This is a genomic window from Kitasatospora xanthocidica (assembly GCF_014656195.1).
Taxonomy (GTDB): Bacteria; Actinomycetota; Actinomycetes; order Streptomycetales; family Streptomycetaceae; genus Kitasatospora; species Kitasatospora xanthocidica.
This window is the reverse complement of record NZ_BNBY01000005.1, coordinates 76,793-101,445: the sequence shown is the minus strand read 5'-3', so window position 1 is coordinate 101,445 and position 24,653 is coordinate 76,793. Positions and strand designations below refer to the sequence as shown.

General features: G+C 70.7%; 16 protein-coding genes. 2 read left to right on the top strand and 14 right to left on the bottom strand.

Annotation, left to right across the window (positions count from 1 at the left end):
* The first annotated feature begins 88 nt into the window (after positions 1-88).
* Positions 89-2,473, top strand: a complete 2,385-nt coding sequence (locus IE332_RS10845) for a hypothetical protein (protein WP_189915579.1) — start codon at positions 89-91, stop codon at positions 2,471-2,473.
* Positions 2,474-2,593: 120 nt separating this feature from the next.
* The gene (locus tag IE332_RS10840; protein WP_189915578.1) at positions 2,594-4,315 is read left to right on the top strand and encodes an ABC transporter family substrate-binding protein; all 1,722 of its coding nucleotides are present in this window, start codon (positions 2,594-2,596) and stop codon (positions 4,313-4,315) included.
* A gap of 42 nt (positions 4,316-4,357) precedes the next feature.
* Here IE332_RS10840 and IE332_RS10835 read toward each other — a convergent pair whose 3' ends face one another.
* From IE332_RS10835 to IE332_RS10770, 14 genes are all read right to left on the bottom strand, one after another.
* Positions 4,358-5,407, bottom strand: a complete 1,050-nt coding sequence (locus IE332_RS10835; RefSeq protein WP_189915577.1) for an ABC transporter ATP-binding protein — start codon at positions 5,405-5,407, stop codon at positions 4,358-4,360.
* Positions 5,408-5,572: 165 nt separating this feature from the next.
* The gene (locus IE332_RS10830) at positions 5,573-6,706 is read right to left on the bottom strand and encodes an ABC transporter ATP-binding protein (RefSeq protein ID WP_229928509.1); all 1,134 of its coding nucleotides are present in this window, start codon (positions 6,704-6,706) and stop codon (positions 5,573-5,575) included.
* A complete protein-coding gene (locus IE332_RS10825; RefSeq protein ID WP_229928508.1) occupies positions 6,696-7,748 on the bottom strand; it encodes an ABC transporter ATP-binding protein in 1,053 nt (350 codons plus the stop codon). The genes IE332_RS10830 and IE332_RS10825 overlap by 11 nt, the downstream gene beginning before the upstream one ends.
* Before the next feature lie 16 nt (positions 7,749-7,764).
* Positions 7,765-8,679, bottom strand: a complete 915-nt coding sequence (locus tag IE332_RS10820) for an ABC transporter permease (protein WP_229928543.1) — start codon at positions 8,677-8,679, stop codon at positions 7,765-7,767.
* A 76-nt stretch (positions 8,680-8,755) separates the two neighbouring features.
* Entirely contained in the window at positions 8,756-9,682 is a 927-nt protein-coding gene (locus IE332_RS10815; protein ID WP_189915574.1) for an ABC transporter permease, read from the bottom strand.
* 110 nt (positions 9,683-9,792) lie between these two features.
* Positions 9,793-11,415 carry a peptide ABC transporter substrate-binding protein gene (locus IE332_RS10810; RefSeq protein ID WP_189915573.1) on the bottom strand — a complete coding sequence of 541 codons (1,623 nt, stop codon included), beginning with the start codon at positions 11,413-11,415 and terminating at the stop codon, positions 9,793-9,795.
* 207 nt (positions 11,416-11,622) lie between these two features.
* Positions 11,623-12,639 (bottom strand): ABC transporter ATP-binding protein, encoded by a 1,017-nt coding sequence (locus tag IE332_RS10805; protein ID WP_189915572.1) that lies wholly within the window; start codon positions 12,637-12,639, stop codon positions 11,623-11,625.
* Positions 12,632-13,681 (bottom strand): ABC transporter ATP-binding protein, encoded by a 1,050-nt coding sequence (locus IE332_RS10800; RefSeq protein WP_189915571.1) that lies wholly within the window; start codon positions 13,679-13,681, stop codon positions 12,632-12,634. Before IE332_RS10800 ends, IE332_RS10805 begins: the two co-directional genes overlap by 8 nt.
* A 19-nt stretch (positions 13,682-13,700) precedes the next feature.
* A complete protein-coding gene (locus IE332_RS10795) occupies positions 13,701-14,645 on the bottom strand; it encodes an ABC transporter permease (protein ID WP_189915570.1) in 945 nt (314 codons plus the stop codon).
* Entirely contained in the window at positions 14,638-15,564 is a 927-nt protein-coding gene (locus IE332_RS10790) for an ABC transporter permease (protein ID WP_189915569.1), read from the bottom strand. Before IE332_RS10790 ends, IE332_RS10795 begins: the two co-directional genes overlap by 8 nt.
* Positions 15,565-15,708: 144 nt before the next feature.
* The gene (locus IE332_RS10785; protein WP_189915568.1) at positions 15,709-17,349 is read right to left on the bottom strand and encodes a peptide ABC transporter substrate-binding protein; all 1,641 of its coding nucleotides are present in this window, start codon (positions 17,347-17,349) and stop codon (positions 15,709-15,711) included.
* A gap of 432 nt (positions 17,350-17,781) precedes the next feature.
* Complete coding sequence (gene typA / locus IE332_RS10780; protein ID WP_189915567.1) at positions 17,782-19,686, bottom strand: translational GTPase TypA; 1,905 nt, start codon at positions 19,684-19,686, stop codon at positions 17,782-17,784.
* 263 nt (positions 19,687-19,949) lie between these two features.
* Positions 19,950-21,695 carry an ABC transporter family substrate-binding protein gene (locus IE332_RS10775; RefSeq protein WP_189915566.1) on the bottom strand — a complete coding sequence of 582 codons (1,746 nt, stop codon included), beginning with the start codon at positions 21,693-21,695 and terminating at the stop codon, positions 19,950-19,952.
* A gap of 93 nt (positions 21,696-21,788) precedes the next feature.
* Positions 21,789-24,398 carry a SpoIIE family protein phosphatase gene (locus IE332_RS10770; RefSeq protein ID WP_373313699.1) on the bottom strand — a complete coding sequence of 870 codons (2,610 nt, stop codon included), beginning with the start codon at positions 24,396-24,398 and terminating at the stop codon, positions 21,789-21,791.
* Positions 24,399-24,653 lie beyond the last annotated feature (255 nt).

Genomic DNA, 24,653 nt, shown 5'->3' with positions numbered 1-24,653 from the left:
CCGACCGCCGCCCGCCCCAGCCGGGCCCGGCGACCACGAACCGCGGTCGCGCCTCACGGCCCGCCCGCGAACCCGGAGCAGAGCAGCATTGAGCAGCCGCGAATCTGACAACGCCCACCCGACGCCCCGGCGCACGGGTCCGGACGCCTACCCGTCGGGCACGCCGCCCTACGGCACGCCCGGGCTCCCCGGCGGCGACCGGGCCGCGGCCGGTGCCGGACAGGGCGCCGCGTCGGGCGGCGAGGACGACGGTCCGAAGACCGAGACCACCTTGACCACCCGGGTCCGGATCAACATCCCCGGCTCGCGTCCGATCCCGCCGGTCGTCGTCCGCAGCACCGTCAAGAACGAGGACGGCACGGCCGACGAGGCCCCGTCCGCCACCCCCGAGCAGGGCAACCCGCGCCACCGTTCGGCGCCGGCCTCGCCGGTCCTCGGCGTGATGGAGGGCGGCGGCGGCACGGCCACCCCGCCCGACCTGCCGCCGGAGTGGGAGATCCCGGCGATCCCGCCGGCGACCTCGGAGTCCGAGTCCACCGGCGCCTGGTTCCGGCCGCGGCAGAAGAAGGCCGCCGAGCCCGCCCCGGCCGCCGTGCCGGCCGGTGCCCCGAGCGCCCCGGCCGCGACCGGTGCCGCCGCCGAGCCCCGGCCGCAGGGTGCCCGTCAGGGCGGCGCCGCCGCCCGCGCCAACGGCGTCCCGAACGGCCGCCCGGTGCCCGCCCAGGGCAAGGCGCCCAACCCGGGCGCCCAGGCGGCTCCCGCCGCGCCGCGCCGCGCCGAGGCCCCGACCGAGGAGCCCGGCGTCTACGAGGCCGCCGACCCCTTCGCGCCCGTCGCCGACCCGTTCGCCCCGGCCCCGACGCCGGGCCCCGACGCCGGCACCCGCGGCCCGCGCGGCGGTCGTCCCCAGCAGAACGGCGCGCAGCAGAACGGCGCGAGGCAAAACCGGCCGCAGCAGAACGGCCCCCGTCAGGGCGGCCCGCAGCAGAACGGCCCGCAGAACGGCTTCCAGCCGAACGGCCACCCGAACGGCCCGCTCCCGCAGGGCGTGCCGGCCGGCGGGCCGAACCCGGAGGACACCTCCGTCGACGGCTTCGCGCCGATCCGCGAGAACACCCCGCCGCCCGCCGGAATATCCGGCCGGCCCCGCAACGGCGCCACGCACGGTGCCGACGGTCGTCCGCAGCCGGGCCTGTTCGCCTCGGCGCCGACCGGCGCCGACCCGTTCGCCACCCAGCGCCCGGCCGGCCCCGGCCAGGACGGCCCCACCGCCCCGACGGGCCCCGGCGGGCTCTTCCCGGGCGCCCCCGGCGCGGGCCCGCAGCCCGGCCGCCCCCAGCAGCCCGGCCCCGACCCCGAGGCCACCGCGGTCACCCCGCTGCCGGCCCCCGGCTCCGGGCCCGAGGCCGGACAGGGCGCCCAGCGCGTGCCCACCCCGACGCCTACCCCGGCGCCCGCCAAGGCCGAGCCCGCGTCCGGCAAGGCCAAGGGCAAGGGAAAGGCCAAGACCAAGGGCGGCGGCGGCGGCAAGAAGGTCGTCAAGCTGGCCGTGTACGCCGTCGGCGGGGTGCTGTTCCTCGGCGCCGCCGCGTACGGCACCGGCCTGATGCTCAACCAGTCCGACGTGCCCAAGGGCACCGTGGTGCTCGGCACCGACATCGGCGGCAACAGCCGTGACCAGGCGATCCACTCGCTGGACGAGTCGGTCGGCAAGGCCGGCCAGCAGCCGCTCAAGCTGAAGATCGGCGACCAGACGGTGGACCTCGACCCGACGGTCGCCGGGCTGGGCTTCGACACCACCGCCACCGTGGACGGCCTGGCCCAGCACAGCTACAACCCGGTCGACGTCATCAAGTCGCTCCAGGGCGGCACCAAGGCCGTCGCGCCGGAGGTCAAGGTCGACCGGGCCAAGCTGAAGGCCGCCCTCGACTCGCTCGCGGCCGGCTCGGGCCAGGGCCTGCAGGAGGGTTACGTCAAGTTCGGCGAGCCCAACGGCGAGCCGATCGTCGTCCCCGGCCGGGCCGGCCAGGCGGTGGACTCGGGGAGCGCCCTGGACGTGGTCGAGCAGGCCTACCGCGACCGTGCGGCCGGCAAGCCCGACCAGCCGGTCGCCCTCGCCGTCACGGCCGCCCAGCCGAAGGTCTCGGCCCAGGCCCTGCAGGCCGCCGCCGACAGCCTCGGCAAGCAGGTGGCCGCCGGCAAGGTGCACGTCGTGGCCGGCGCCAAGTCCTGGGACTTCGGCGGCAAGACCGCCGCCAAGGCGCTCACGCTCGTCCCGGACGCCTCCGGCAAGATCGTGCCCAAGTGGGACCTCGACGCGCTCTCCGGCCAGCTGGGCAACGTGTTCGACAAGGTGAAGTTCAAGAAGAACGGCCAGCTCGTCGCGATCACCCCGCAGGACGTCGCGGACGGCATCGCCTCGGTCTTCGACAAGACCGGCGACAAGGACCGCACCTTCAAGTTCGCCGTCTGACGTACCGCCTTCCGTCGGGGGGCGGGGCCGCATCCGGTCCCGCCCCTCGACAACTCCACCCCCCGGTCAGCAAGATGTGACGCCACACCTACCGTCACATCCACCTCCGGGAGCACGCCGATGGGCCGCCGCCTCCAGCACCACGGGACGGCCCTGCTCGCCGGCCTCACCGCCCTCACCCTCTCGCTCGCGCTCTGTTCCTGCGCCTCCGGGCAGGGCGGCGGCGACGGCGCCGACGGCCTGCCGTCCTCCCCCGCGACGCCCAAGCTGACCTCGGTCGACACCAACCCGCAGGAGCGCGGCCGGCTGCGCCAGGGCGGCACCCTGAACCTGGCGATCACCCAGTTCTCCCGCCAGTGGTCGCCGATCCAGACCGACGGCAGCGAGTCCTCGACCATCGCCGTCACCAAGCCGCTGCTGCCGACCTTCTTCCGCTCGGACGCGGCGGGCACCCAGACCGTCAACCCCGCCTACCTGCAGGACGCCCACGCCGACCTCAGGGACGGCAAGCAGGTGGTCACCTGGACGCTCAACCCGAAGGCGCACTGGTCCGACGGCACCCCGATCACCTGGCGCGACATCGAGGCCAACTGGCGGGCCCTGAACGGCAAGGACCCGGCCTACAAGGCGTCCAGCACCTCCGGCTTCGAGCAGGTCTCCTCCGTCGAGCGCGGCAAGGACGACTTCCAGGCCGTGATGACCTTCGACCGGCCGTTCTCCGAGTGGCAGTCGATGTTCAACGGCGCCGGCAACGCCCCACTGCTGCCGGCCGGCCGGATCGCCACCCCCGAGCTGTTCAACACCGCCTACCTGGACGCGATCCCGGTCACCGCCGGCCCGTTCAAGGTCGAGCAGCTGGACCGCGCCGCGCAGACCGTCACCCTGGTCGCCGACCCCGCGTGGTGGGGCGACAAGCCGATGCTGGACCGGATCGTCTTCCGCGCGATGCTCCCCGACGCGATGGCCGCCGCCTTCGCCAAGGGCCAGCTCGACCTGGTCAACAACGGCCCCGACGTGGCCGGTTACCAGACCATCCGGACCACCAAGGGCGCCGTGGTGCGCCGGGCCGGCGGCCCGGACTTCCGCCAGATCACCCTGAACGCCCGCACCCCCGCGCTGAGCGACGCGACCGTGCGCCAGGCCGTGTTCCAGGCGATCAACCGGGACACCGTCATCCGCTCCGACCTCAACGGCCTGGACTGGCCGGCCGTCCCGCTCAACAACCACCTGCTGGTCGCCAACCAGAACGGCTACCGCGACAACTCCCTCGGCCTGGCCCGCTACGACCCCGCCGAGGCCGCCCGCAAGCTGGACGCGGCCGGCTGGAAGCTCGACGGCGACGTGCGCAGGAAGGACGGCCACGAGCTGAACCTGCGCATGGTCATCCCGGCCGGTGTCACCCAGGCCCAGAACGAGGCCGCGAACACCACCAGGATGCTCAAGGACGTCGGGATCAAGGTCAGTACGGTGACCGCCCCCGTCAACGAGTTCTTCGACAAGTACGTCAACCGCAACGACTTCGACATCACCGCCTACTCGCTGCTCGGCACGCCCTTTCCGGCCAGCGGCAACCGCGCCAACTTCGTCCAGAACGGCGGCACCAACCACGTCGGCGCGGGCAGCCCGGCGGTCGACGCCGCGCTCGACCGGGCCGCCGCCGCGGGCGACGCCGCCACGGCCACCGAGGCCACCAACCAGGCCGACGGCGAGCTCTGGAAGGTGGCCGGCGTCCTGCCGCTCTACCAGCGCCCGCAGCTGTACGGCGCCCGCGCCGACCTCGCCAACATCGGCGCGCAGGGCCTGTCCGACATCGTCTGGGAGAACGTCGGCTTCCTGAAGTAGCGGGCGCCGGCGGGGGCGGCCGGCGAAAACCGCCGGGCGGGCTCAGCCGTGCAGCGTCTCGTGCCAGTAGTGGCAGGCGCTGCGACGGCCCACCAGCTCCTCCCCGTGCTCGCCCACCACCGGTACCAGCGACGGCAGTTCGGCCAGGCAGCGGTCCCGCGCCCGCTCGCAGCGCGGGTTGAAGGCGCAGCCCTCCGGGATCCGCAGCAGGTTGGGCGGCAGCCCCTTGATCGCGTGCAGGTCCTGGCCCTTCTGGTCCAGCCGCGGGATGGAGTCCAGCAGGCCCCGGGTGTACGGGTGGGCCGGGCGCGCGTACAGCTCGTGCACCGGGGCGGTCTCCACGATCCGGCCCGCGTACATCACGGCGATCTTGTCCGCGACGTCAGCGACCACGCCGAGGTCATGGGTGATCAGGATCAGCCCCATGTTGAACTCGGCCTGCAGCTCGGCCAGCAGGTCCATCACCTGGGCCTGCACCGTCACGTCCAGGGCGGTGGTGGGCTCGTCCGCGATGATCAGGTCCGGCTCCAGCGAGAGCGCCATCGCGATCATGATGCGCTGGCGCATACCGCCCGAGAACTGGTGCGGGAAGTCGCCGACCCGCTGCCTGGCCGCCGGGATGCGCACCCGCTCCATCAGCTCGACGGCCTTCTCCCGGGCCTCCTTGCGGGTGACCCCGTGGTGGACCCGGAACATCTCGCCCAGCTGGTAGCCCACGCTGAGCACCGGGTTGAGCGCGGACAGCGCGTCCTGGAAGATCATCGCGATCCGCCGGCCCCGGACGGCCCGCCGGGCGTTGGCGCTCATGGTCAGCAGGTCCTCGCCCCGGAACAGCACCCGCCCCGCGGTGATCCGCCCCGGCGGCATGTCCAGGATGCCCATGATCGCCTGCGCCGTCACCGACTTGCCGGAGCCGGACTCCCCCAGCACCGCCAGCGTCTCGCCCGCCGACACCGCGTAGCTCACCCCGTTGACGGCCTTCGCCACGCCGTCCCTGGTGTGGAACTCCACATGCAGGTCCTCGACCTCCAGCAACGGCGTCCCGGGCGCCAGGCTCGCCCGTCCGCCGCCGACCACCTCCACCGCGTCCATGTGAGCAGCCCTCCTCAGCACAGCAGCGACCATCGATGGGTGCAGAGCAACTATCAAGGACAGGGCCGGACTTGGCGAGCCCGCAGGAGATCTCTTTTCCATCACGGGACGAACGGCGAGGGCGCGCCCCCATCGCGGGGACGCGCCCTGGAGACCGCCGACCGGCTACTCCGTACCGCCCTGCCCGCTCTCCCCGGCCTGCCCGCTCTGCCCGGCCTGCCCGATCTCGCGCTCCGCCGCGAAGTGACACGCCGAGTCGTGCGAGGCCGCCCCGTCCAGCCAGGACGGCGCGGCGAGCAGCGGCACCTCCACCTCGCACCGCTGCTGCGCCTTCCAGCAGCGGGTGCGGAAGCGGCAGCCGGAGGGCGGGTTGGCCGGCGAGGGCACGTCCCCGGTGAGCACGATCCGGTCGCGGGACTCGCGCGCCGCCGGGTCCGGCACCGGCACCGCGGAGAGCAGCGCCTGGGTGTACGGGTGGGTGGCGTGGTCGTAGATCTCCGCGTCGCTGCCGACTTCGACCATCTTCCCGAGGTACATCACGCCGACCCGGTCGGAGATGTGCCGGACGATGGAGAGGTCGTGGGCGATGAACATGTACGACAGGTTGAACTCGCCTTGCAGCTGCTCCAGCAGGTTGATCACCTGCGCCTGCACCGAGACGTCCAGCGCCGACACCGGCTCGTCGCAGATGATGATCTCGGGCTTGAGCGCGAGACCGCGGGCGATGCCGATGCGCTGGCGCTGGCCGCCGGAGAACTGGTGCGGGTACCGGTTGATGTACTCCGGGTTGAGCCCGACCACGTCCAGCAGGTCCTGCACAGCCTTGCGGCGGTCGCCCTTGGGCGCCACCTCGGGGTGGATCTCGTACGGCTCGCCGATGATGTCGCCGACCGTCATGCGCGGGTTCAGCGAGGTGTACGGGTCCTGGAACACCATCTGGATGTTGCGCCGGACGGCCTTGAGCGCCGCGCCGGACAGCCGGGAGATCTCCTCGCCCTTGTACCGGACCGAGCCCCCGGTGGCCGGCTCCAGGTTCATCAGCACCTTGGCCAGCGTGGACTTCCCGCAGCCGGACTCGCCGACGATGCCGAGCGTCTCACCCTGCATCAGGTCGAAGCTGACCCCGTCGACCGCCTTGACCGCGCCGACCCGCTTCTTGAACAGGACGCCCTGGGTCAGCGGGAAGTGCTTGATCAGGTCCCGGACTTCGAGGATCGGCTCGCCGCGCGGCACCTCCTGCGTGAAGGCGGCCTCCTCGGGCACCGCCGCGCCCAGTGCGCTGGCCCCGTTAGCGGTCATGGAGGGTCTCCTTCCAGAAGAAGCAGGCGCTGCCGCGTCCCTCCAGCGGCGTCCCGTCCTCCTCGGTGACCGGGAACAGGTCCGGCACCTCGGCCCGGCAGACGTCCTGCGCGCGCGGGCAGCGCGGGTTGAAGGCGCAGCCCGGGGGGATCCGCAGCAGGTTGGGCGGCAGGCCCTTGATCGCGTAGAGCTCCTGGCCCTTCTGGTCCAGGCGGGGGATCGAGTCCAGCAGGCCCCGGGTGTACGGGTGGGCCGGGCGCGCGTACAGCTCGTGCACCGGGGCGGTCTCCACGATCCGGCCCGCGTACATCACCGCGATCTTGTCCGCGACGTCGGCGACCACGCCGAGGTCGTGGGTGATCAGGATGAGCCCCATGTTGTACTCGGCCTGCAGCTCGGCGAGCAGGTCCATCACCTGGGCCTGGACGGTGACGTCCAGGGCGGTGGTGGGCTCGTCCGCGATGATCAGGTCCGGTTCCAGGGCCAGCGCCATCGCGATCATGATGCGCTGGCGCATGCCGCCGGAGAACTGGTGCGGGTAGTCGTTCACCCGCTGCTTGGCCGCCGGGATGCGCACCCGCTCCATCAGCTCGACGGCCTTCTCCCGGGCCTCCGCCCGGGAGACCCCCCGGTGGGCCCGGAACATCTCGCCCAGCTGGTAGCCCACGCTGAGCACCGGATTGAGGGCGGAGAGCGCGTCCTGGAAGATCATCGCGATCTTCTGGCCGCGGATCTTCCGGCGCTCCTCCTTGCCCATCGTGAGCATGTCCCGGCCCCGGAAGCGGATCTCGCCGCGCGGGATCCGGGCCGGCGGCATGTCCAGGATGCCCATGATCGCCTGGGCCGTCACCGACTTACCGGAGCCGGACTCCCCCAGCACGGCGAGCGTCTCGCCCGCCGACACCGAGTAGTCGACGCCGTTCACGGCCTTGGCCACGCCGTCCCGGGTGACGAACTCGACGTGCAGGTCCCGCACGTCGAGCAGCGGCCCCTCGTACGGCGCCTCCCGCTCCCGCTTGGCGGTGTCCACCGCTGTGTTCACGTTGCGCTCCCCTCGCTCAGCGAAGCTTCGGGTCGAGGGCGTCGCGCACCGCGTCGCCCAGCATGATGAAGGCCAGCACGGTGACGGAGAGTGCCGCGGCCGGGAAGAACAGCACATAGGGCGCCGTCCGGATCACCTTCTGGGCGGAGGAGATGTCGATGCCCCAGGAGATGGTCGGGTCCTGCAAGCCGATGCCGAGGAAGCTCAGCGTCGCCTCGGTGGCGATGTAACCGCCGAGCGCGATGGTCGCCACCACGATCACCGGGGCGATAGCGTTCGGCAGGATGTGCCGGAACATCAGCCGGCCCGTGCCGGCGCCGAGTGCCCGGCCCGCCACCACGAAGTCGGCCTGCTTGACGGTCAGCACCGCTCCGCGCATCACGCGGGCGATCTGGGTCCAGCCGAGCACGCCGAGCGCGATGACCACGCTCCACACCGTGCGGGTGGCGAAGGCGTTCAGCAGCACCAGGGCGCCGAGCAGCAGCGGGATGCCGAAGAAGATGTCGGTGATCCGGGAGACCACCGCGTCCACGGCGCCGCCGAAGTACCCGGCGACCATCCCGGTCAGCCCGCCGAGCACGGTCACCGCGGCGGTCACGAAGATGCCGACGGTGATCGAGGCCCGGGCGCCGTAGATCACCCGGGCGTAGATGGACCGGCCCTGGGCGTCGTAGCCGAACCAGCCGCCCCCGAACACGTCGCCCCAGTTCGGCCGCCTGAGGTAGTCGTTGACCAGGTCGGCCTTGCGCGGGTCGGTGTCGGTGAAGGCCCAGGGGAAGATCGCCATCACGACCAGCAGCAGGATCAGCACCGCGGAGATCAGGAAGATCGGCCGCCCGCGCAGGTCGCGCCAGGCGTCGCCCCAGAGGCTGCGGGCCTCCTCCCGCTTCACCGGGTCGCGTTCGACCAGGGTCTCCTGCTCGACCGCCATGCCCTGCTCGCCCGCGTAGTCGAGGTGCGAGACGCCCGGCTTGGGGTGCGGTTCGTACGAGTCCTCGTCGTGGATGTCAGGCATAGCGGATCCTCGGGTCCAGGACCGCGTAGAGCAGGTCTACGAGCAGGCTGGCGACCAGGTAGACGATCACCAGGACGGTCACGATGCCGACCACGGTCGGGCCTTCCTTCTGGTTGATCGCCCGGTACAGGACGTTGCCGATCCCCTGTACGTTGAAGATGCCCTCGGTGACGATCGCCCCGCCCATCAGCGCGCCCAGGTCGGTCCCGAGGAAGGTGACCACCGGGATCAGCGAGTTGCGCAGCAGGTGACGGGAGATGATGGTCCGCCGGGGCAGCCCCTTGGCGACCGCGGTGCGGATGTAGTCGGCCCGCAGGTTCTCGCCGATGGACGTCCGGGTGAGCCGGGCGACGTACGCGAGCGAGAGCGAGCCCAGGACGGTGGCCGGCAGGACGAGCTGGGTGAGGTCGTAGCTGTCCTGCACGGTCGGGGTGACCCAGCCGAGGTTGGTGGCGAACACCGTCTGGGCGATGTAGGCGAGCACGAAGACCGGGATCGAGATCACCACGAGGGTCAGGATCAGCACCAGGGTGTCCGCGATGCTGCCGCGCTTGAGCCCGGAGAGCACGCCGAGGGCCAGGCCCAGGACCATCTCGAAGACGAACGCCATCAGCGCGAGCCGGATGGTCACCGGGAAGGCGTCCGCCATGATGTCGGAGACCGGGCGGCCGGTGAAGCTGGTGCCGAAGTCCCCCTGGAAGAGGTTCCCCATGTAGTGCAGGTACTGCTTCCAGATCGGCTGGTCCAGGTAGTACGTGTGCTTGATGCTGGCCACCACGGCCGGGTCCGCGGCCTTGTCGCCGAACAGCGCCGTCACCGGGTCACCGGGCAGCGAGTAGACCATCACGAAGATCAGCAGCGTGGTGCCGAAGAACACCGGGATCATCTGCAGCACCCGCCGCAGCACGTAACTGCCCATCCGAGCCTCCTTCCTAGGTGCCCGACCGGCCGGGCCGGCCGGCCGGGAGACCGCGCCCCGCCCTCCGTGCGGGGAGGGCGGGGCCGGCGCTGGGGATCAGGGCCCGGGGATCAGCCCTTGACCTCGACCTGGGTCCAGGCCGGGTTGCCGAAGGAGTCGAACTTCACGTTCTGCACCTTGGAGGAGTAGCCCGAGTTGGTGCGGTAGTACCAGAGCGGGATCGCCGGCATGCCGCTCGGCAGCACGGCCTCGGCCTGCTGGTAGCCGGTCACCGTGTCGGCGACGCTGGGGGCCTCGTCGGCCTTGGTGGCGGCCTCGTCGAACTGCGGGCTGCTGTAGCCGAAGTCGTTGGAGGCGGCGCCGGTGCGGTAGACGTCCGACAGGAAGTTGGCGTTCAGCGGATAGTCCTGCACCCAGCCGGTGCGGAAGGCGCCGTTGATCTGGTGCCCGGTGATCGCCGCCCGCGCGGTCTTGAAGTCGGGCTTCGGGTCACCCAGGCAGTCGACGCCGGTGCTCTGCCGGATCGAGTTGCAGACCGCGTCGACCCACTCCTTGTGGCCGCCGTCCGCGTTGTAGGTGATCAGCAGCTTGTTGCCGGGGACGCCGCCGCCGTCCTGGATCAGCTGCTTGGCCTTGGCCGGGTCGAACTTGCAGAAGTCCCCGCAGGCGCCGTCCTTGTAGCCCTCGACGCCCTCGGCCACCCAGGCGGTGGCCGGCTTGCGGGAGCCCTGCAGCACCGTCTTGGTGATGACGTCGCGGTCGATCGCCATCGACAGGCCCTGGCGCACCTTGGCCTTGTCCGGCGCGGCCCAGTCGGCCTGGTAGAGCGTGAAGCCGATGTTCTGGATGGCGCCCTGCGGGGCGTCCACCGCCCGGTCGCCGAGGTCGTTCTTGTACGTCGCCAGCGCGGACGGCGGCACCTGGTCCATCACGTCCAGGTTGCTGGACTGCAGGTCCGCGTAGGCGGCCTCGGCCGTGGTGTACATCTTGAAGACGATGCCGCCGTTCTTCGGCTTGTCCACGCCCTGGTAGTCCGGGAAGGCCTTGGTGACCACCTGGCTGTTGTGCGCCCAGCTGACGAACTGGTAGGCGCCGTTGCCCACCGGCTTCTGCCCGTACCCGGCCGGGTCCTTGAAGAAGCCGTCCGGCAGCGGTGAGAAGGCGATGTAGCCGAGCTTGTACTCGAAGTACGAGACCTTGTGGCTCAGCTTCACGGTGAAGTGCAGGTCGTCGGTGACGGTCAGGCCGGACATCTTGTCGACGGTCGGCTTGCCGGTGGCCGGGTGGATGTCCTGGTAGCCCTCGATGTCGGAGAACCAGGAGCTGTTGATCTGGTTGCTCGCGGGGTTGGCGCCCCAGTTCCAGGCGTCGACGAAGTTCTTGGCGTGCACCGGGGTACCGTCGTGGAACTTCCAGCCGTCCTTCAGCGTGATGGCGAAGGTCTGCGAGTCGCTGGTCTCGATCTTGTCGGCGACCTGCATCCGGATCTTGGCGTTGGTGGGGTCGTAGTCGACCAGCCCCTTGAAGAGGTTCTGGATGATGCGACCACCGCCGACCTCGTTCGCGTTGGCGGGCTGCAGCGCGTTCTGCGGCTCGCTGCTCTGGTAGCTGAAGGTCTTGCTGGCGTCCGACGAGCTGCTGCCTCCTCCGCCGCTGCTGCTGCACCCGGTGGCCACCAGGGCCACGGACGTCGCAACGGCGAGGACCCAACGAGCGCGGGCGGCTACGGGCATGGAGGTCCCTCCTCAAGGTGTGTGTCGCATCACACCCCATGAGAAGCGCGCCCCGGCGACGGCGCGAGTCGGGTGCACCCGGATGGGTGCCGTGACCCCCCTGCCGAGTTGACGAGGCGCCGCATCGACGCAGCGTCTCCTCGTATCAGCACAACGACGGAAGGGCCCGTGGCGGGAAGCCACGGGCCCTTCCGGGGAGAGCGGGGGTCAGGCCGCGGCCTGCACCCGGACCTCGGGGAAGTGGCAGGCCGAGTCGTGCGCGGCCGCGCCCTTCAGCACCGTGGGCACCGCGAGCAGCGGGATCTCCTCGGCGCAGCGGTCCTCCGCCTTCCAGCAGCGGGTGCGGAAGCGGCAGCCGGACGGCGGGTTGGCCGGCGAGGGGATGTCACCGCTGAGGATGATCCGGTCGCGGGACTCGCGCGCCGCCGGGTCCGGCACCGGCACCGCGGAGAGCAGCGCCTGGGTGTACGGGTGGGTGGCGTTGTCGTAGATCTCCTCGTCGCTGCCGATCTCGACCATCTTGCCCAGGTACATCACGCCGACGCGGTCGGAGATGTGCCGGACGATGGAGAGGTCGTGCGCGATGAACATGTACGACAGCTCGAACTCGCTCTGCAGCTGCTCCAGCAGGTTGATCACCTGCGCCTGGACGGACACGTCCAGGGCGGACACCGGCTCGTCGCAGATGATGATCTCGGGCTTGAGCGCGAGGCCGCGGGCGATGCCGATGCGCTGGCGCTGGCCGCCGGAGAACTGGTGCGGGTACCGGTTGATGTACTCCGGGTTCAGACCCACGACGTCCAGCAGGTCCTGGACGGCCTTGCGGCGGTCGCCCTTGGGCGCCACCTCCGGGTGGATCTCGAACGGCTCACCGATGATGTCGCCGACCGTCATGCGCGGGTTCAGCGAGGTGTACGGGTCCTGGAACACCATCTGGATGTTGCGGCGGACGGACTTGAGCGCCGCGCCGGACAGCTGGGAGATGTCCTCGCCCTTGAACAGGACCTGGCCGGAGGTGGCCCGCTCCAGGTTCATCAGCACCTTGGCCAGCGTGGACTTGCCACAGCCGGACTCGCCGACGATGCCGAGCGTCTCACCCTTCTTCAGCTCGAAGGAGATGCCGTCGACGGCCTTGACGGCGCCGACCTGCTTCTTGAACAGGACGCCCTGGGTCAGCGGGTAGTGCTTGACCAGGTCCTTGACCTCCAGGATGTTCTCAGCCATGGAGGGTCTCCTTCCAAAGGTGGCACGCGCTGCGGCGGCCGGTGAGCTCCTTGCCGTCCTTGTCGGTCACGTGGTGCAGCGCCGGGATCTCGGTGCGGCACAGGTCGGTGGCGACGTCGCAACGGGGGTTGAACGCGCAGCCGGCCGGGACCTTCAGCAGGTTCGGGGGGAGGCCCTTGATCGCGTAGAGCTCCTGGCCCTTCTGGTCCAGGCGCGGGATGGAGCGGAGCAGGCCCTTGGTGTACGGGTGCGCGGGGTTCGCGTACAGCTCGTGCACCGGGGCGGTCTCCACGATCCGGCCCGCGTACATCACGGCGATCTTGTCCGCGACGTCGGCGACCACGCCGAGGTCGTGGGTGATCAGGATCAGGCCCATGTTGTACTCGGCCTGCAGCTCGGCGAGCAGGTCCATCACCTGGGCCTGGACGGTGACGTCCAGGGCGGTGGTGGGCTCGTCGGCGATGATCAGGTCGGGCTGCAGGGAGAGCGCCATCGCGATCATGATGCGCTGGCGCATGCCGCCGGAGAACTGGTGCGGGTAGTCGTTCACCCGCTGCCGGGCGGCGGGGATGCGCACCCGGTCCATCAGCTCGATGGCCTTCTCCTTCGCCTCCTTCTTGGAGGCGCCCTGGTGCACCCGGAACATCTCGCCGAGCTGGTAGCCCACGCTGAGCACCGGGTTGAGGGCGGAGAGCGCGTCCTGGAAGATCATCGCGATCTTCTGGCCGCGGATCTTCCGGCGCTCCTCGTTGCCCATCGTGAGCATGTCCTGGCCGCGGAACAGGATCTGGCCCTGGGTCACCTTGCCCGGGGGCATGTCCAGGATGCCCATGATGGTCTGCGCCGTCACGGACTTGCCGGAGCCGGACTCACCGAGCACGGCGAGCGTCTCGCCCGCCGCGACGGAGTAGTTGACGCCGTTCACGGCCTTGGCGATCCCGTCCCGGGTGTGGAACTCCACGTGGAGGTCCTTGACCTCGAGGAGCGGGGTTCCGACTTCGAGACGATCGTTCTTCTGGTTGTTCTCGATCACGGTGGTCATCGGGTCGTCACCTCTTCTCTCAGCGGAGCTTCGGGTCGAGGGCGTCGCGCACCGCGTCGCCGAGCATGATGAAGGCCAGCACGGTCAAGCTCAGCATGCCGGCGGGGAAGAACAGCGCGAACGGCGCCGTCCGGATCACCTTCTGGGCCGAGTTGATGTCGATGCCCCAGGAGATGGTCGGGTCCTGCAGACCGATGCCGAGGAAGCTCAGCGTCGCCTCGGTGGCGATGTAGCCGCCGAGCGCGATGGTGGCGACGACGATCACCGGGGCGATCGCGTTCGGCAGGATGTGCTTGAACAGGATCCGGGTGGTGCCGGCGCCGAGCGCCTTGGCCGCGGTCACGAAGTCGGCCTGCTTGACCGTGATGACCGAGCCGCGCATGACACGGGTCATCTGGGTCCAGCCCAGGGCGACCAGGGCGAAGACCACGCTCCAGATGGTGCGCTCGGTGAAGGCGTTCAGGATCACCAGGGCGCCGAGCAGCAGCGGGATGCCGAAGAAGATGTCGGTGACCCGGGAGATGATCGTGTCGATCCAGCCGCCGAAGTAACCGGCGAGCATGCCCGTGATTCCGCCGAGGATGGTCACACCGGCGGTGACACAGATGCCGACCACGACCGAGGCGCGGGCACCGTAGATGACGCGGGCGTAGATGCTGCGGCCCTGGAGGTCGTAGCCGAACCAGTCGGCCTGGAAGAAGCTGCCGTAGTTCGGCTTCGTCAGGTAGTGGTTGCGCAGGTCGCCGGCGCGCGGGTCCACCGAGGTGAACAGGCCCGGCGCGATCGCGATGACGACCAGCAGCAGGATGAGCAGCGCGGAGATCACGAAGATCGGCTTGCGGCGCAGGTCGTGCCAGGCGTCCGAGCCGAGGCTGCGGGCCTTCTCCTGCTTCGGCGCCGGGGCGTCCGCGGTGCGCTGCGCCGGGATGTCCCCGGAGGTCTTCTTCTCGGTCAGATCAGGCATACCGGATCCTCGGGTCCAGGACCGCGTAAAGCAGGTCGACGATCAGGCCGGCGGCCAGGTACACGAGCACGAGGAAGGCGACGAAGCCGGAGACGGTCGCGCCCTCCTTCATGTTGATCGCTTGGTACAGCGCGTGGCCGACACCCTGGACGTTGAAGATGCCCTCGGTGACGATCGCGCCGGCCATCAGGTTGCCGAGGTCGGTGCCGAGGTAGGTGACGACCGGGATCATCGAGTTGCGCAGCAGGTGGGTGCCGATGACCTTGCGTCGCGGCAGGCCCTTGGCCACCGCGGTGCGGACGTAGTCGGCCTTGATGTTCTCGGCTATGGAGGTACGGGTGAGGCGCGCGACGTAGGCCAGCGACAGCGAGCCGAGCACGACGGCCGGCAGCACCAGCTGGGTGATGTCGTTGCTGTCCTGGACGGTCGGGGTGACCCACTTGAGGTTCTGCCCGAAGACCGTCTGGACGACGAAGCCGAGCACCGGGACCGGGATCGCGATCAGCAGCAGGGTGAGGACCAGGGTGCCCTTGTCGAACAGCTTGCCGCGGCGCAGGCCGGAGAACAGGCCGATGGCGATACCGACCACGATCTCGATGGCGAACGCGAACAGCGCCAGCCGGACCGTGACCGGCAGGGCATCGGTGATCTTGTCGAGCACCGGACGTCCGTCCAGGGAGGTGCCGAAGTCGCCGGTGAGCAGGTTCCCCATGTAGGAGAGGTACTGCTGCAGCAGCGGCTGGTCGAGTCCCTGCTGGTGCTTCAGGGCTGCGAGCTGCACCGGGTCCGGCGCCTTGTCGCCCCACAACGCTGCCAGCGGGTCACCGGGCAGCAAGTGCACCATGAAAAAGATGAGTGCGGTCGTTCCGAGGAACACCGGGATCATCTGGAGCAGTCGCCTTGCGACAAAGCGCCCCATCGTGCCTCCATGTATGACTCTGCCGGGCCCGTCAACCCGGCCAGAGATAAGTCGGCGTGCCAACGGCCGGTGCCAGTCCTCGCCCTTGTGGGGATGGGACGGGCACCGGCCGTTGTCACCGGGTCAGGCGGTGCCGACCGATTACTACTTCTTGACCTCGACGTCGGTGTAGACCGGGTCGCCGAAGGAGTTGAACTTGACGTTCTGGACCTTCTTGGAGTAGCCCGAGTTCGTCTTGTAGTACCAGAGCGGGATCGCCGGCATGTCCTTGGCCAGAACGGCCTCGGCCTGCTGGTACAGGTCCGCGGTCTTCTCGACCGAGGTGGCGGCGTCGGCCTCGTGCGACAGCTTGTCGAACTCGGCGCTCGAGTAGCCGGCGTCGTTGGCCGCGGCACCCGTGCCGTAGACGTCGCGCAGGAAGTTGGCGTTCAGCGGGTAGTCCTGCACCCAGCCGGTACGCATCATGCTCGGGACGGCCTTCTTCGTGATGATGTCACGAGAGGTCTTGAAGTCGGGCTTCGGGTCACCGAGGCACTCGACGCCGGTCGCCTGGCGGATCGAGTTGCAGACCGCGTCCACCCACTCCTTGTGGCCACCGTCGGAGTTGTAGATGATGCCGATCTTGCCACCGGGGACGCCGCCGCCCTCGGTGATCAGCTGCTTGGCCTTCTCCGGGTTGTACTTGCAGGCGTCACCACAGGTGCCGGCCTTGTAGCCCATGACGCCCGGCGCCACGAACGAGTCGGCGGGCTGACGGCTGTTGTTCAGCACGGTCTTGGTGATGGTGTCGCGGTCGATCGCCATCGAGAGACCCTGGCGGACCTTGGCCTTGGCCGGGTCGGTCCACTCCGCGTTGTACAGCGCGAAGGAGATGTTCTGGATGGCACCCTGCGCCTGGTCGACGGCGCGCTTGCCCAGGTCGTCCTTGTACTTCGGCAGGTCGGTCGAGTCGACCTGGTCCAGCACGTCCAGCGTGTCGGACATCAGGTCCTTGTACGCGGCCTCGGGCGAGGTGTAGGCGCGGAAGACGATGCCGCCGTTCTTCGCCTTGTTGGTGCCCGTGTACTTGTCGTAGGCGGCCAGGGTGATGGCCTTGTTGTGCTCCCACGACACGAACTTGTAGGGGCCGTTGCCGACCGGCTTCTGGCCGTAGCCCTCCGGGTCGGAGAAGAAGCCCTCGGGCAGCGGGAAGAACGCCGAGTAGCCGAGCTTGTACGTGAAGTACGAGACGGTGTCGCTCAGTTCGATGGTGAAGTGAGTGTCGTCGATGACCTTGAGGCCCGACATCTCCTTCGCCGTCGGGGCGCCCTTGTCCTTGTCCGGGTGGACGGCGTCGTAGCCGACGATGTCCGAGAACCAGTCCGAGTTGATCTGGTTGTTGGCCGGGTTGGCCGACCAGTTCCAGGACTTGACGAAGGACGAGGCGGTGACCGGGGTGCCGTCGTGGAAGGTCCAGCCGGACTTCAGCGTGACGGTGTAGGTCTTGGAGTCGGTGGTCTCGATCTTGTCGGCCACCTGGTTGCGCAGGGCACCGGTCGCGGGGTCGTAGTCGACGAGGCCCGTGAACAGCTGCTTGACGATACGGCCGCCCTGGTTCTCCATGGCGTTCGCCGGCTGCAGCGGACGCTGCGGCTCGGCGCTCTGGTAGCTGAAGACGCCCTGGGCGTTGACCGCACCATCGGAGCTGCCCCCGCTGGAGGAGTCGCTGCTGCTGCTACAAGCAGTCGCGGCAAGGGCGACCGCAACAGCTGCGACAACCCACTTGGCCTGGCTCCCACCACGCATCGGTGTGCCTCCTGAATTCGACGTTGCAACGAGGAGAGCACCGCGGAACGGCTGTTCACCGGACCCGCTGTGCCGTCCGCGCTCGTGGTTTCGGCGCGCACCCCTGCGCGTTCACCCTTGACCCGAGCCTGACTGCACCCACTATCCGTCACGCACGGACACGAAAGTGACCAGTGACGATCTCAATTAGGTCACATGAACAGTCGGTAAGTTTCGAAAACCGGACATTTGAGACATAGCCAGACAGGTACCAAACGGACAGTCGTCATGCATGACGAACCGTGGTGTCCGCTCAGCGGACACCACGGTGTGATGAGCGTTATTCGGTTAATAGCGGCCCTGGCAACTTGGAGTAGTTGAAAAAGTTCGCCCCCCTCTCCATTGGAAAGGGGGGCGAATCATTCCGGCCAATGGCCGTTCGGAGCGACCGGATCAGACCTTCTTGGCGCGCGAAGCAGTGCGTCCGCGGTCCTTCTGGTCCAGGACGACCTTACGGATGCGAACCGTCTCCGGGGTCACCTCGATGCACTCGTCCTCGCGGCAGAACTCCAGCGACTGCTCCAGCGAGAGCTTGCGCGGCGGGACGATCGACTCGGCCACGTCAGCGTTCGAGGAACGCATGTTGGTGAGCTTCTTCTCCTTGGTGATGTTGACGTCCATGTCGTCGGAGCGCGAGTTCTCGCCGACGATCATGCCCTCGTACACCTCGGTGCCCGGCTCGCAGAAGAGCACGCCGCGCTCCTGCAGGTTGGTCATCGCGAAGGCGGTCACCACGCCGGCCCGGTCGGCGACCAGGGAGCCGTTGTTGCGGGTGGTCAGCTGGCCGAACCACGGCTCGTGGCCCTCGTGGATCGAGTGGGCGATGCCGGTGCCGCGGGTGTTGGTCAGGAACTCGGTCCGGAAGCCGATCAGACCGCGGGACGGGACGACGAACTCCATCCGGACCCAGCCCGAGCCGTGGTTGGACATGTTGTCCATCCGGCCCTTGCGGATGCCCATGAGCTGCGTGACCGCGCCCATGTGCTCCTCCGGGACGTCCACCGTGAGGCGCTCGACCGGCTCGTGGGTCTTGCCGTTGACCTCCTTGGTGACCACCTGGGGCTTGCCGACGGTCAGCTCGAAGCCTTCCCGGCGCATCGTCTCGATCAGGATGGCCAGCGCCAGCTCACCGCGGCCCTGCACCTCCCAGGCGTCCGGCCGCTCGGTCTCCAGCACGCGCAGCGAGACGTTACCGATCAGCTCGCGGTCCAGGCGGTCCTTCACCTGGCGGGCGGTGACCTTGCGGTCCACCTTGGCGCCGGACTTGGCGTCCGCGCCCTTGCCGCTGCCGCCACGGCCGACCAGCGGCGAGGTGTTGGTGCCGATGGTCATCGAGATGGCCGGCTCGTCCACCGTGATCAGCGGCAGCGCGATCGGGTTCTCCGGGTCGGCCAGGGTCTCGCCGATCATGATCTCGGAGATGCCGGCGACGGCGCAGATGTCACCGGGGCCCGCCACCTCGGCCGGCTTGCGGGTGAGCGCCTCGGTCATCAGCAGCTCGGAGATGCGGACGTTCGAGATGCTGCCGTCGCGCTTGATCCAGGCCACGGTCTGGCCCTTGCGCAGCTCGCCCTGCTCGACGCGGAGCAGCGCGATGCGGCCGAGGAAGTTGTCGGCGTCCAGGTTGGTCACGTGGGCCTGCAGCGGCGCGTCCGCGTCGTAGCTCGGCGCCGGGACGTGCTCCAGCAGAGTGGAGAAGAACGGCTCCAGGCTGGTGGAGTCCGCCGGGACGGTGCCGTTCTCCGGCTTGGTCAGCGAGGCGACGCCGTCACGGGCACAGGCGTAGACGATCGGGAACTCGATCTGGTCCTCGTCCGCGTCCAGGTCCAGGAACAGGTCGTAGGTCTCGTTGATGACCTCGTCGATCCGGGAGTCCGGGCGGTCCGTCTTGTTGATGCAGAGGATGACGGGCAGGCGGGCCGTGAGCGCCTTGCGCAGCACGAAGCGGGTCTGCGGCAGCGGGCCCTCGGAGGCGTCGACCAGCAGGACGACCGCGTCCACCATCGACAGACCGCGCTCGACCTCACCACCGAAGTCGGCGTGGCCCGGGGTGTCGATGATGTTGATGGTGATCGGCGCGCCACCATCCTTCGGGTGGTACTTGACCGCGGTGTTCTTCGCGAGAATGGTGATGCCCTTCTCGCGCTCCAGGTCGTTCGAGTCCATCATGCGGTCGTCGAGCTGCTGGTGGGCGGCGAAGGCGCCGGCCTGCTTCAGCATGGCGTCGACCAGGGTGGTCTTGCCGTGGTCGACGTGGGCGACGATGGCGACGTTACGGATGTCGTTGCGCGTGGGCATGCCTTGCGGATTCTCCCGGAATCGTGGGTTGCGGCGCCCGGCTGCGTGACGCGCACTTGCGATCCCTGTCGATCGCCGCCGCCCGTTCCGCCTGCTACTACCGGTCCACCCGCCGGGCAATGGACATGCCTCGGCTTCCTCCTATCGTACGGGGAACGGCCCAGGTGAGCAGAAACGGGCAGGTGGGGCGGGACCAAGATCACAGGTGGGTCACACACTCTTCACCCGACGGCCGCCCCGGGGCCAGGCCCCGGACTCCCCCGCTACCGCTCCCGGATCCACCCCGTGTCCTGGAAGCGGGGGCGGCCGAAGCCGAAGGCGCCGGCGCCCGCGACGCCGTCGCGGACGGCGACCAGTTCGGGGCGCTGGTAGAGCGGGACCGAGTGGCCGAGCTGCCAGATCCGTACGTCCGCCTCCTGCAGCAGGTCCAGTCGGGCCGCCGGGTCCAGTTCGGTGGCGGCCCGGTCGAACAGCCGGTCGATCTCCTCGGTGCCGCTGCGGCCGTAGTTGGTGCCGGGGTCGAGCGCGCCGTCGGGGCCGGGCCGGGGTTTGGCGTAGGCAGGGCGCTGTTCGCCCACCGGGCTGGGGCCGGCCGGCCAGGAGAACAGGGCGAGGTCGTAGTCCCCGGCGGCCAGGTGGTCCTTGACGAAGGTCTCGGCGGGCGAGGTCACCGGCTTCAGCGCGATGCCGGACTCCGCGAGGTCGGCGGTGAGCGCGTCGGCGGTGCGCCTGGCGGTCACCGAGCCGGCCGGGACGAGCAGGGTCAGGGTGAGCGCCTTGCCGTCCTTGACCCGGGTGCCGCCGTTCGGCCGTTTCCAGCCCGCGTCGTCCAGCAGCCGGGCCGCGTCGGCCGGGCCGGCCGCGGCGCTGTTGTCCCGGTAGCCCTCCTGGTCCCCGGCGAGCAGGTGGCTGCCGAGCGGGGCAGCGGGCAGGCCGAGCGGGGTGAGCGCGGCCTCGGCGATCCGGCGCCGGTCGACCGCCCGGGCCAGCGCCCGCCGTACGGCCGGGTCGGTGAGCGGGGTGCGGGCGGCGTTGACGGTGAGCTGGGTGAGCGAGGCCGCGGCGGCCCGGTGCACGGTGACGCCGGGCAGTGACTCGGCCCGGCGCAGCGCCGTCGCCGCCGCCTCGGACGAGGGCAGGGCCCGGTCGAGTGCCGCGGTGAGCGGGGCGATGTCCAGCCGGTCCTGGTCGAGCGCGTCCAGCCGCTGCTCCGGCGGGGTGGCGAGGAACTCGATCCGGTCGGTCTTCGGTACGTCGCCCCACCAGCGCGGGTTGCGCACCACGGTGACCCGCCCGGCCCCGGCGTCGTACCGGGAGAGGGCGTACGGCCCCGCGCCGAGGTGGCCGTCGCCGGTCAGTGCCCGGTTGAAGACGTCCGGCCGGCCGGTCTCGGCCGCCGGGTAGAGCGGCCCGAACAGCGAGCGCCACTCGGCGTACGGCTGCCGGAAGGTGACCCGGACCTCGTGCGGGCCGGCGCCCTGGGCGACCGAGTCGACGGCGTCGTACCCGGCCGGCCGCAGGCCCCGGTAGGCCGGGTCCAGGCCGGAGAGGGCGGCCCGCTGGGCGGCGAGGTCGGCGGCCGAGAGCGGGCTGCCGTCGCTCCAGACGGCGTGCGGGTTGAGCCGGTAGGTGACCACCTGAGGCCGCTGCCCGGGCGGGGTGGACTCGGCGGACTCCAGGTAGTCCGGGTCGGGCACGAGCCGGCCGTGCTCGTCGGGGCGGAACAGCGAGGGGTACAGCGCGTGGGCGATCAGCGCCGAGTCGGCGGTCGCCGCGCCCTGGTAGACGTTCAGCGTGGCCGGGACGCCGTCCACCGCCCAGCGCAGCACCCCGCCGTCCCGGACGGCGGTGCGGTCGGCGGGCCGGACGTCCCCGGTGGTCGCGGTCGGGTCGGCCGAGGCGGGCACCGGGGCGGGGGTGCGGCCGGGGGCGGGGTGGCCGGAGCAGCCGCCGAGGCCGGCGGCGAGCAGCAGAGCGGCGGCTGCGGCGGTGAGCTGGCGGACGCGCATGGCGGCCATCGAACGCCGCCGGTCCGGCCCGGCCCGCGCCGACACGGCGGGCCGGGGGTGACTGCACCCTTACGGCCCAGCCGCCGGAAGGCGCTACAGCGCCAGTTCGAACCAGACGATCTTGCCCTTGGGCGTGCGCCGGCTGCCCCAGCGTTCGGCCAGCAGGCTGACCAGCTGCAGGCCGCGCCCGCCCTCGTCGGTCTCCTGGGCGCGCCGCTGGCGGGGCTGCGCGTAGCCGTCGTCCCAGACCTCGCAGACCAGGCCGCGCTCGCGCAGCAACCGCAGCCGGATCTCGCCGCGCCCGTGCTTGAGCGCGTTGGTGACCAGCTCGCTGACCAGCAGCTCGGTGGTGTCGACCAGCTCCTCCAGCCCCCGGGCCAGCAGCCAGCTGCAGGCCTGTTCGCGGGCCTTGGCGACGGAGGTGGGCTCGGGCGGCAGGAACCACTGGCCGACGGCGTCCTCGGGGAAGGCGTGCACCTTGGCCATCAGCAGGGCGATATCGTCCTCGCCGTGGTGCGGGTTGAGCTCGCCGAGCACGTGGTCGCAGAGCTCCTCCAGGCCCTTGCCCTCGGCGGACAGCGCGACCCGGAAGGCGCGCAGGCCCTCGTCCAACTGGTGCTTGCGGCTCTCCACCAGGCCGTCGGTGTAGAGGCCGAGCACCGCGCCGTCCGGGAGGTCCACCTCGACCTCCTCGAAGGGCTCGCCGCCGACGCCGAGCGGCAGGCCGGGCGGCACGTCGAGCATCCGGGCGCCCTCGCCGGGGCTGAGCAGCACCGGCGGCAGGTGGCCGGCGTTGGCGATCCAGCAGCGGCGGGTGACGGCGTCGTAGACCGCGTAGACGCAGGTCGCCAGGTAGATCTCGCGGGCCTCCTCGTCGGCCGTCGAGGTGAGCCGCCCGTACGGGGTGGGCGGCCCGGCCGGCACGGAGTCGTCGCCGAGGCCGCGGGCGATCTCGTCCAGGGCGGTGAGCACCTCGGCGGGTTCGAGGTCGAGCATGGCCAGGGTGCGGACGGCGGTACGCAGCTGGCCCATGGCGACGGCTGCGCGCAGGCCGCGGCCCATCACGTCGCCGATGACCAGCGCGGTGCGGTTGCCGGGCAGCGGGATGACGTCGAACCAGTCGCCGCCGACCTCGGTGTTGTTGTTGCTGGGCAGGTAGCGGCAGGCGATCTCCAGGCCGCTGGCGGCCGGGTTGCCCGGGGGCAGCAGGCTGCGCTGGAGGATCAGCGCGCGCTCGTGCTCGCGGCGGTAGAGCCGGGCGTTGTCGATGCAGACGGCGGCGCGGGCGACGAGCTCCTCGGCGATCGCGACGTCGCGGGCGTCGAAGGGTTCGCTGCCGATCGCCCGGGAGAGCTGGACGAGGCCGAGCACCTGGTCGCGGGCGACCAGCGGGACGATCAGGGTGGAGCGCAGCAGCGGGTCCGGCCCGGGCTCGGGCACGACGCTGCGGCCGGTGCGCAGCGCCCTGGCGTGCGGGGAGCGGCGCGGGTAACAGAGGGTGCCGCCCGCCTCGGCGATCGGCAGGCCGGTGACCGAGCCGAGCACCGAGGAGGCGCCGCCGACGACGCTGGAGACGGCGACCCGGCGCAGTTCGCCGCTGCCGTCGGTGAGCACGGTGTCGCCGAGCCGGCCGGCGCTGGGGACGGTCTCGCCGGAGAGCAGCGCGGTGTAGAGGTCGACGGTGGCCAGGTCGCAGAACGGCGGGACGACGACGTCCAGCAGCTCCTTGGCGGTGGTCTCCAGGTCGAGGGTGGAGCCGATGTGCGCGCTGGCCTCGTTGAGCAGGGCGAGGTTGCGGCGCACGCCGTCCGCCTCGCGCTCGGCGACGTGCCGGCTGGTGACGTCGGAGACCTGCCCGGCCACGCCCATCGGCTGCCCGGCGGCGCCGTTGAGGCGGTAGAGCGAGACGGCCCAGAGCCGGTTGCCCTCGCGGGTCGGGACGGCTCCGTGGAAGCGCAGGTCGAAGACGGGCTCGCCGGTGGCGAGGACCTTGCGCAGGGCGGCGCTGAGCCGGTCCGCCTCGGACGGCGGGAAGAGGTCGTGCGGGGTCAGGCCCTCCAGGTCGGTGGGGACCAGGCCCATGCCGGAGGCGAAGGCGTCGTTGACCCGCTGCAGGCGCAGCCGGTCGTCGAAGAGCACGAAGCCGGTGGGGGTCTGTCCGAAGACGGCCTCGGAGGCGGCGAGGTCGGTCTCGATCCGGCGCAGCCGTCCGAGGTCGACGGCCAGGCAGGTGGCGCCCGCGGTGGGCAGGGCGCTGTCGGGCATCAGGTAGAGCTCGGCGAGGCCCTCGCCGCCGCCGGCGTCCCGGTAGGGGGTGGTGCCGACCCACTCCTCGCCCGCCAGGGTGCGTTCCAGCCGGGCGCGGCCGCGCTGCCAGAGCTCGCGGGGGACGAAGGTGGAGATCGGGTCGGCGCCGACGGCGTCGGCGGCCGGGACGCCGAAGAACTCGGCGGCGCGCTCGCTCCACTGGCTGATCCGGCCGTCCGGGCCGATCGCGAAGGTGGCGACCCGGATGTAGTCGTAGATCGAGCCCGGGTCGCCGACGCCCCACGGTTGGGTCTCGGCGACGGGGTGGGCGCCGCGGCTCGCCGTGTCGCCGCCCGGCGGTGTCGCCGGTACGGGCAGGTGCAACGAGCCGGCCTGCCCGGGCACCGCGACATGACCGCTGCTGCTCGGCGCGTTCCGCGCCGGAGTGCTGTTCAACGGACCGACCCCTCCAACCCGCGACCGTCCGGATGTCGAGAAGACCGAGTATTCATCATCGAGGGGTGCGTTCACACGCCCTCAACATCACAACATCAGATCGGGCGAAGGTTTTTGTCCTACCGCCCGCGCAACCACAATGCCACGCTCGCGCCCCCTTCCGGGACGCGCGCTCCCCCCGGGCCTCCGATGGCATATGCGGCACCGCTCTCCTGGCGTTTCTTCCGGCGTTCGATCGAGTCCTCGGCGTTCGAC

Bases quoted from the DNA above. Each gene is read 5' to 3' on its own strand.
- IE332_RS10840 (WP_189915578.1), top strand. From the start codon at position 2,594: ATGGGCCGCCGCCTCCAGCACCACGGGACGGCCCTGCTCGCCGGCCTC.
- IE332_RS10835 (WP_189915577.1), bottom strand. From the start codon at position 5,407: ATGGACGCGGTGGAGGTGGTCGGCGGCGGACGGGCGAGCCTGGCGCCC.
- IE332_RS10830 (WP_229928509.1), bottom strand. From the start codon at position 6,706: ATGACCGCTAACGGGGCCAGCGCACTGGGCGCGGCGGTGCCCGAGGAG.
- IE332_RS10820 (WP_229928543.1), bottom strand. From the start codon at position 8,679: ATGGCGGTCGAGCAGGAGACCCTGGTCGAACGCGACCCGGTGAAGCGG.
- IE332_RS10815 (WP_189915574.1), bottom strand. From the start codon at position 9,682: ATGGGCAGTTACGTGCTGCGGCGGGTGCTGCAGATGATCCCGGTGTTC.
- IE332_RS10810 (WP_189915573.1), bottom strand. From the start codon at position 11,415: ATGCCCGTAGCCGCCCGCGCTCGTTGGGTCCTCGCCGTTGCGACGTCC.
- IE332_RS10805 (WP_189915572.1), bottom strand. From the start codon at position 12,639: ATGGCTGAGAACATCCTGGAGGTCAAGGACCTGGTCAAGCACTACCCG.
- IE332_RS10800 (WP_189915571.1), bottom strand. From the start codon at position 13,681: ATGACCACCGTGATCGAGAACAACCAGAAGAACGATCGTCTCGAAGTC.
- IE332_RS10795 (WP_189915570.1), bottom strand. From the start codon at position 14,645: ATGCCTGATCTGACCGAGAAGAAGACCTCCGGGGACATCCCGGCGCAG.
- IE332_RS10790 (WP_189915569.1), bottom strand. From the start codon at position 15,564: ATGGGGCGCTTTGTCGCAAGGCGACTGCTCCAGATGATCCCGGTGTTC.
- IE332_RS10785 (WP_189915568.1), bottom strand. From the start codon at position 17,349: ATGCGTGGTGGGAGCCAGGCCAAGTGGGTTGTCGCAGCTGTTGCGGTC.
- typA (WP_189915567.1), bottom strand. From the start codon at position 19,686: ATGCCCACGCGCAACGACATCCGTAACGTCGCCATCGTCGCCCACGTC.
- IE332_RS10775 (WP_189915566.1), bottom strand. From the start codon at position 21,695: ATGCGCGTCCGCCAGCTCACCGCCGCAGCCGCCGCTCTGCTGCTCGCC.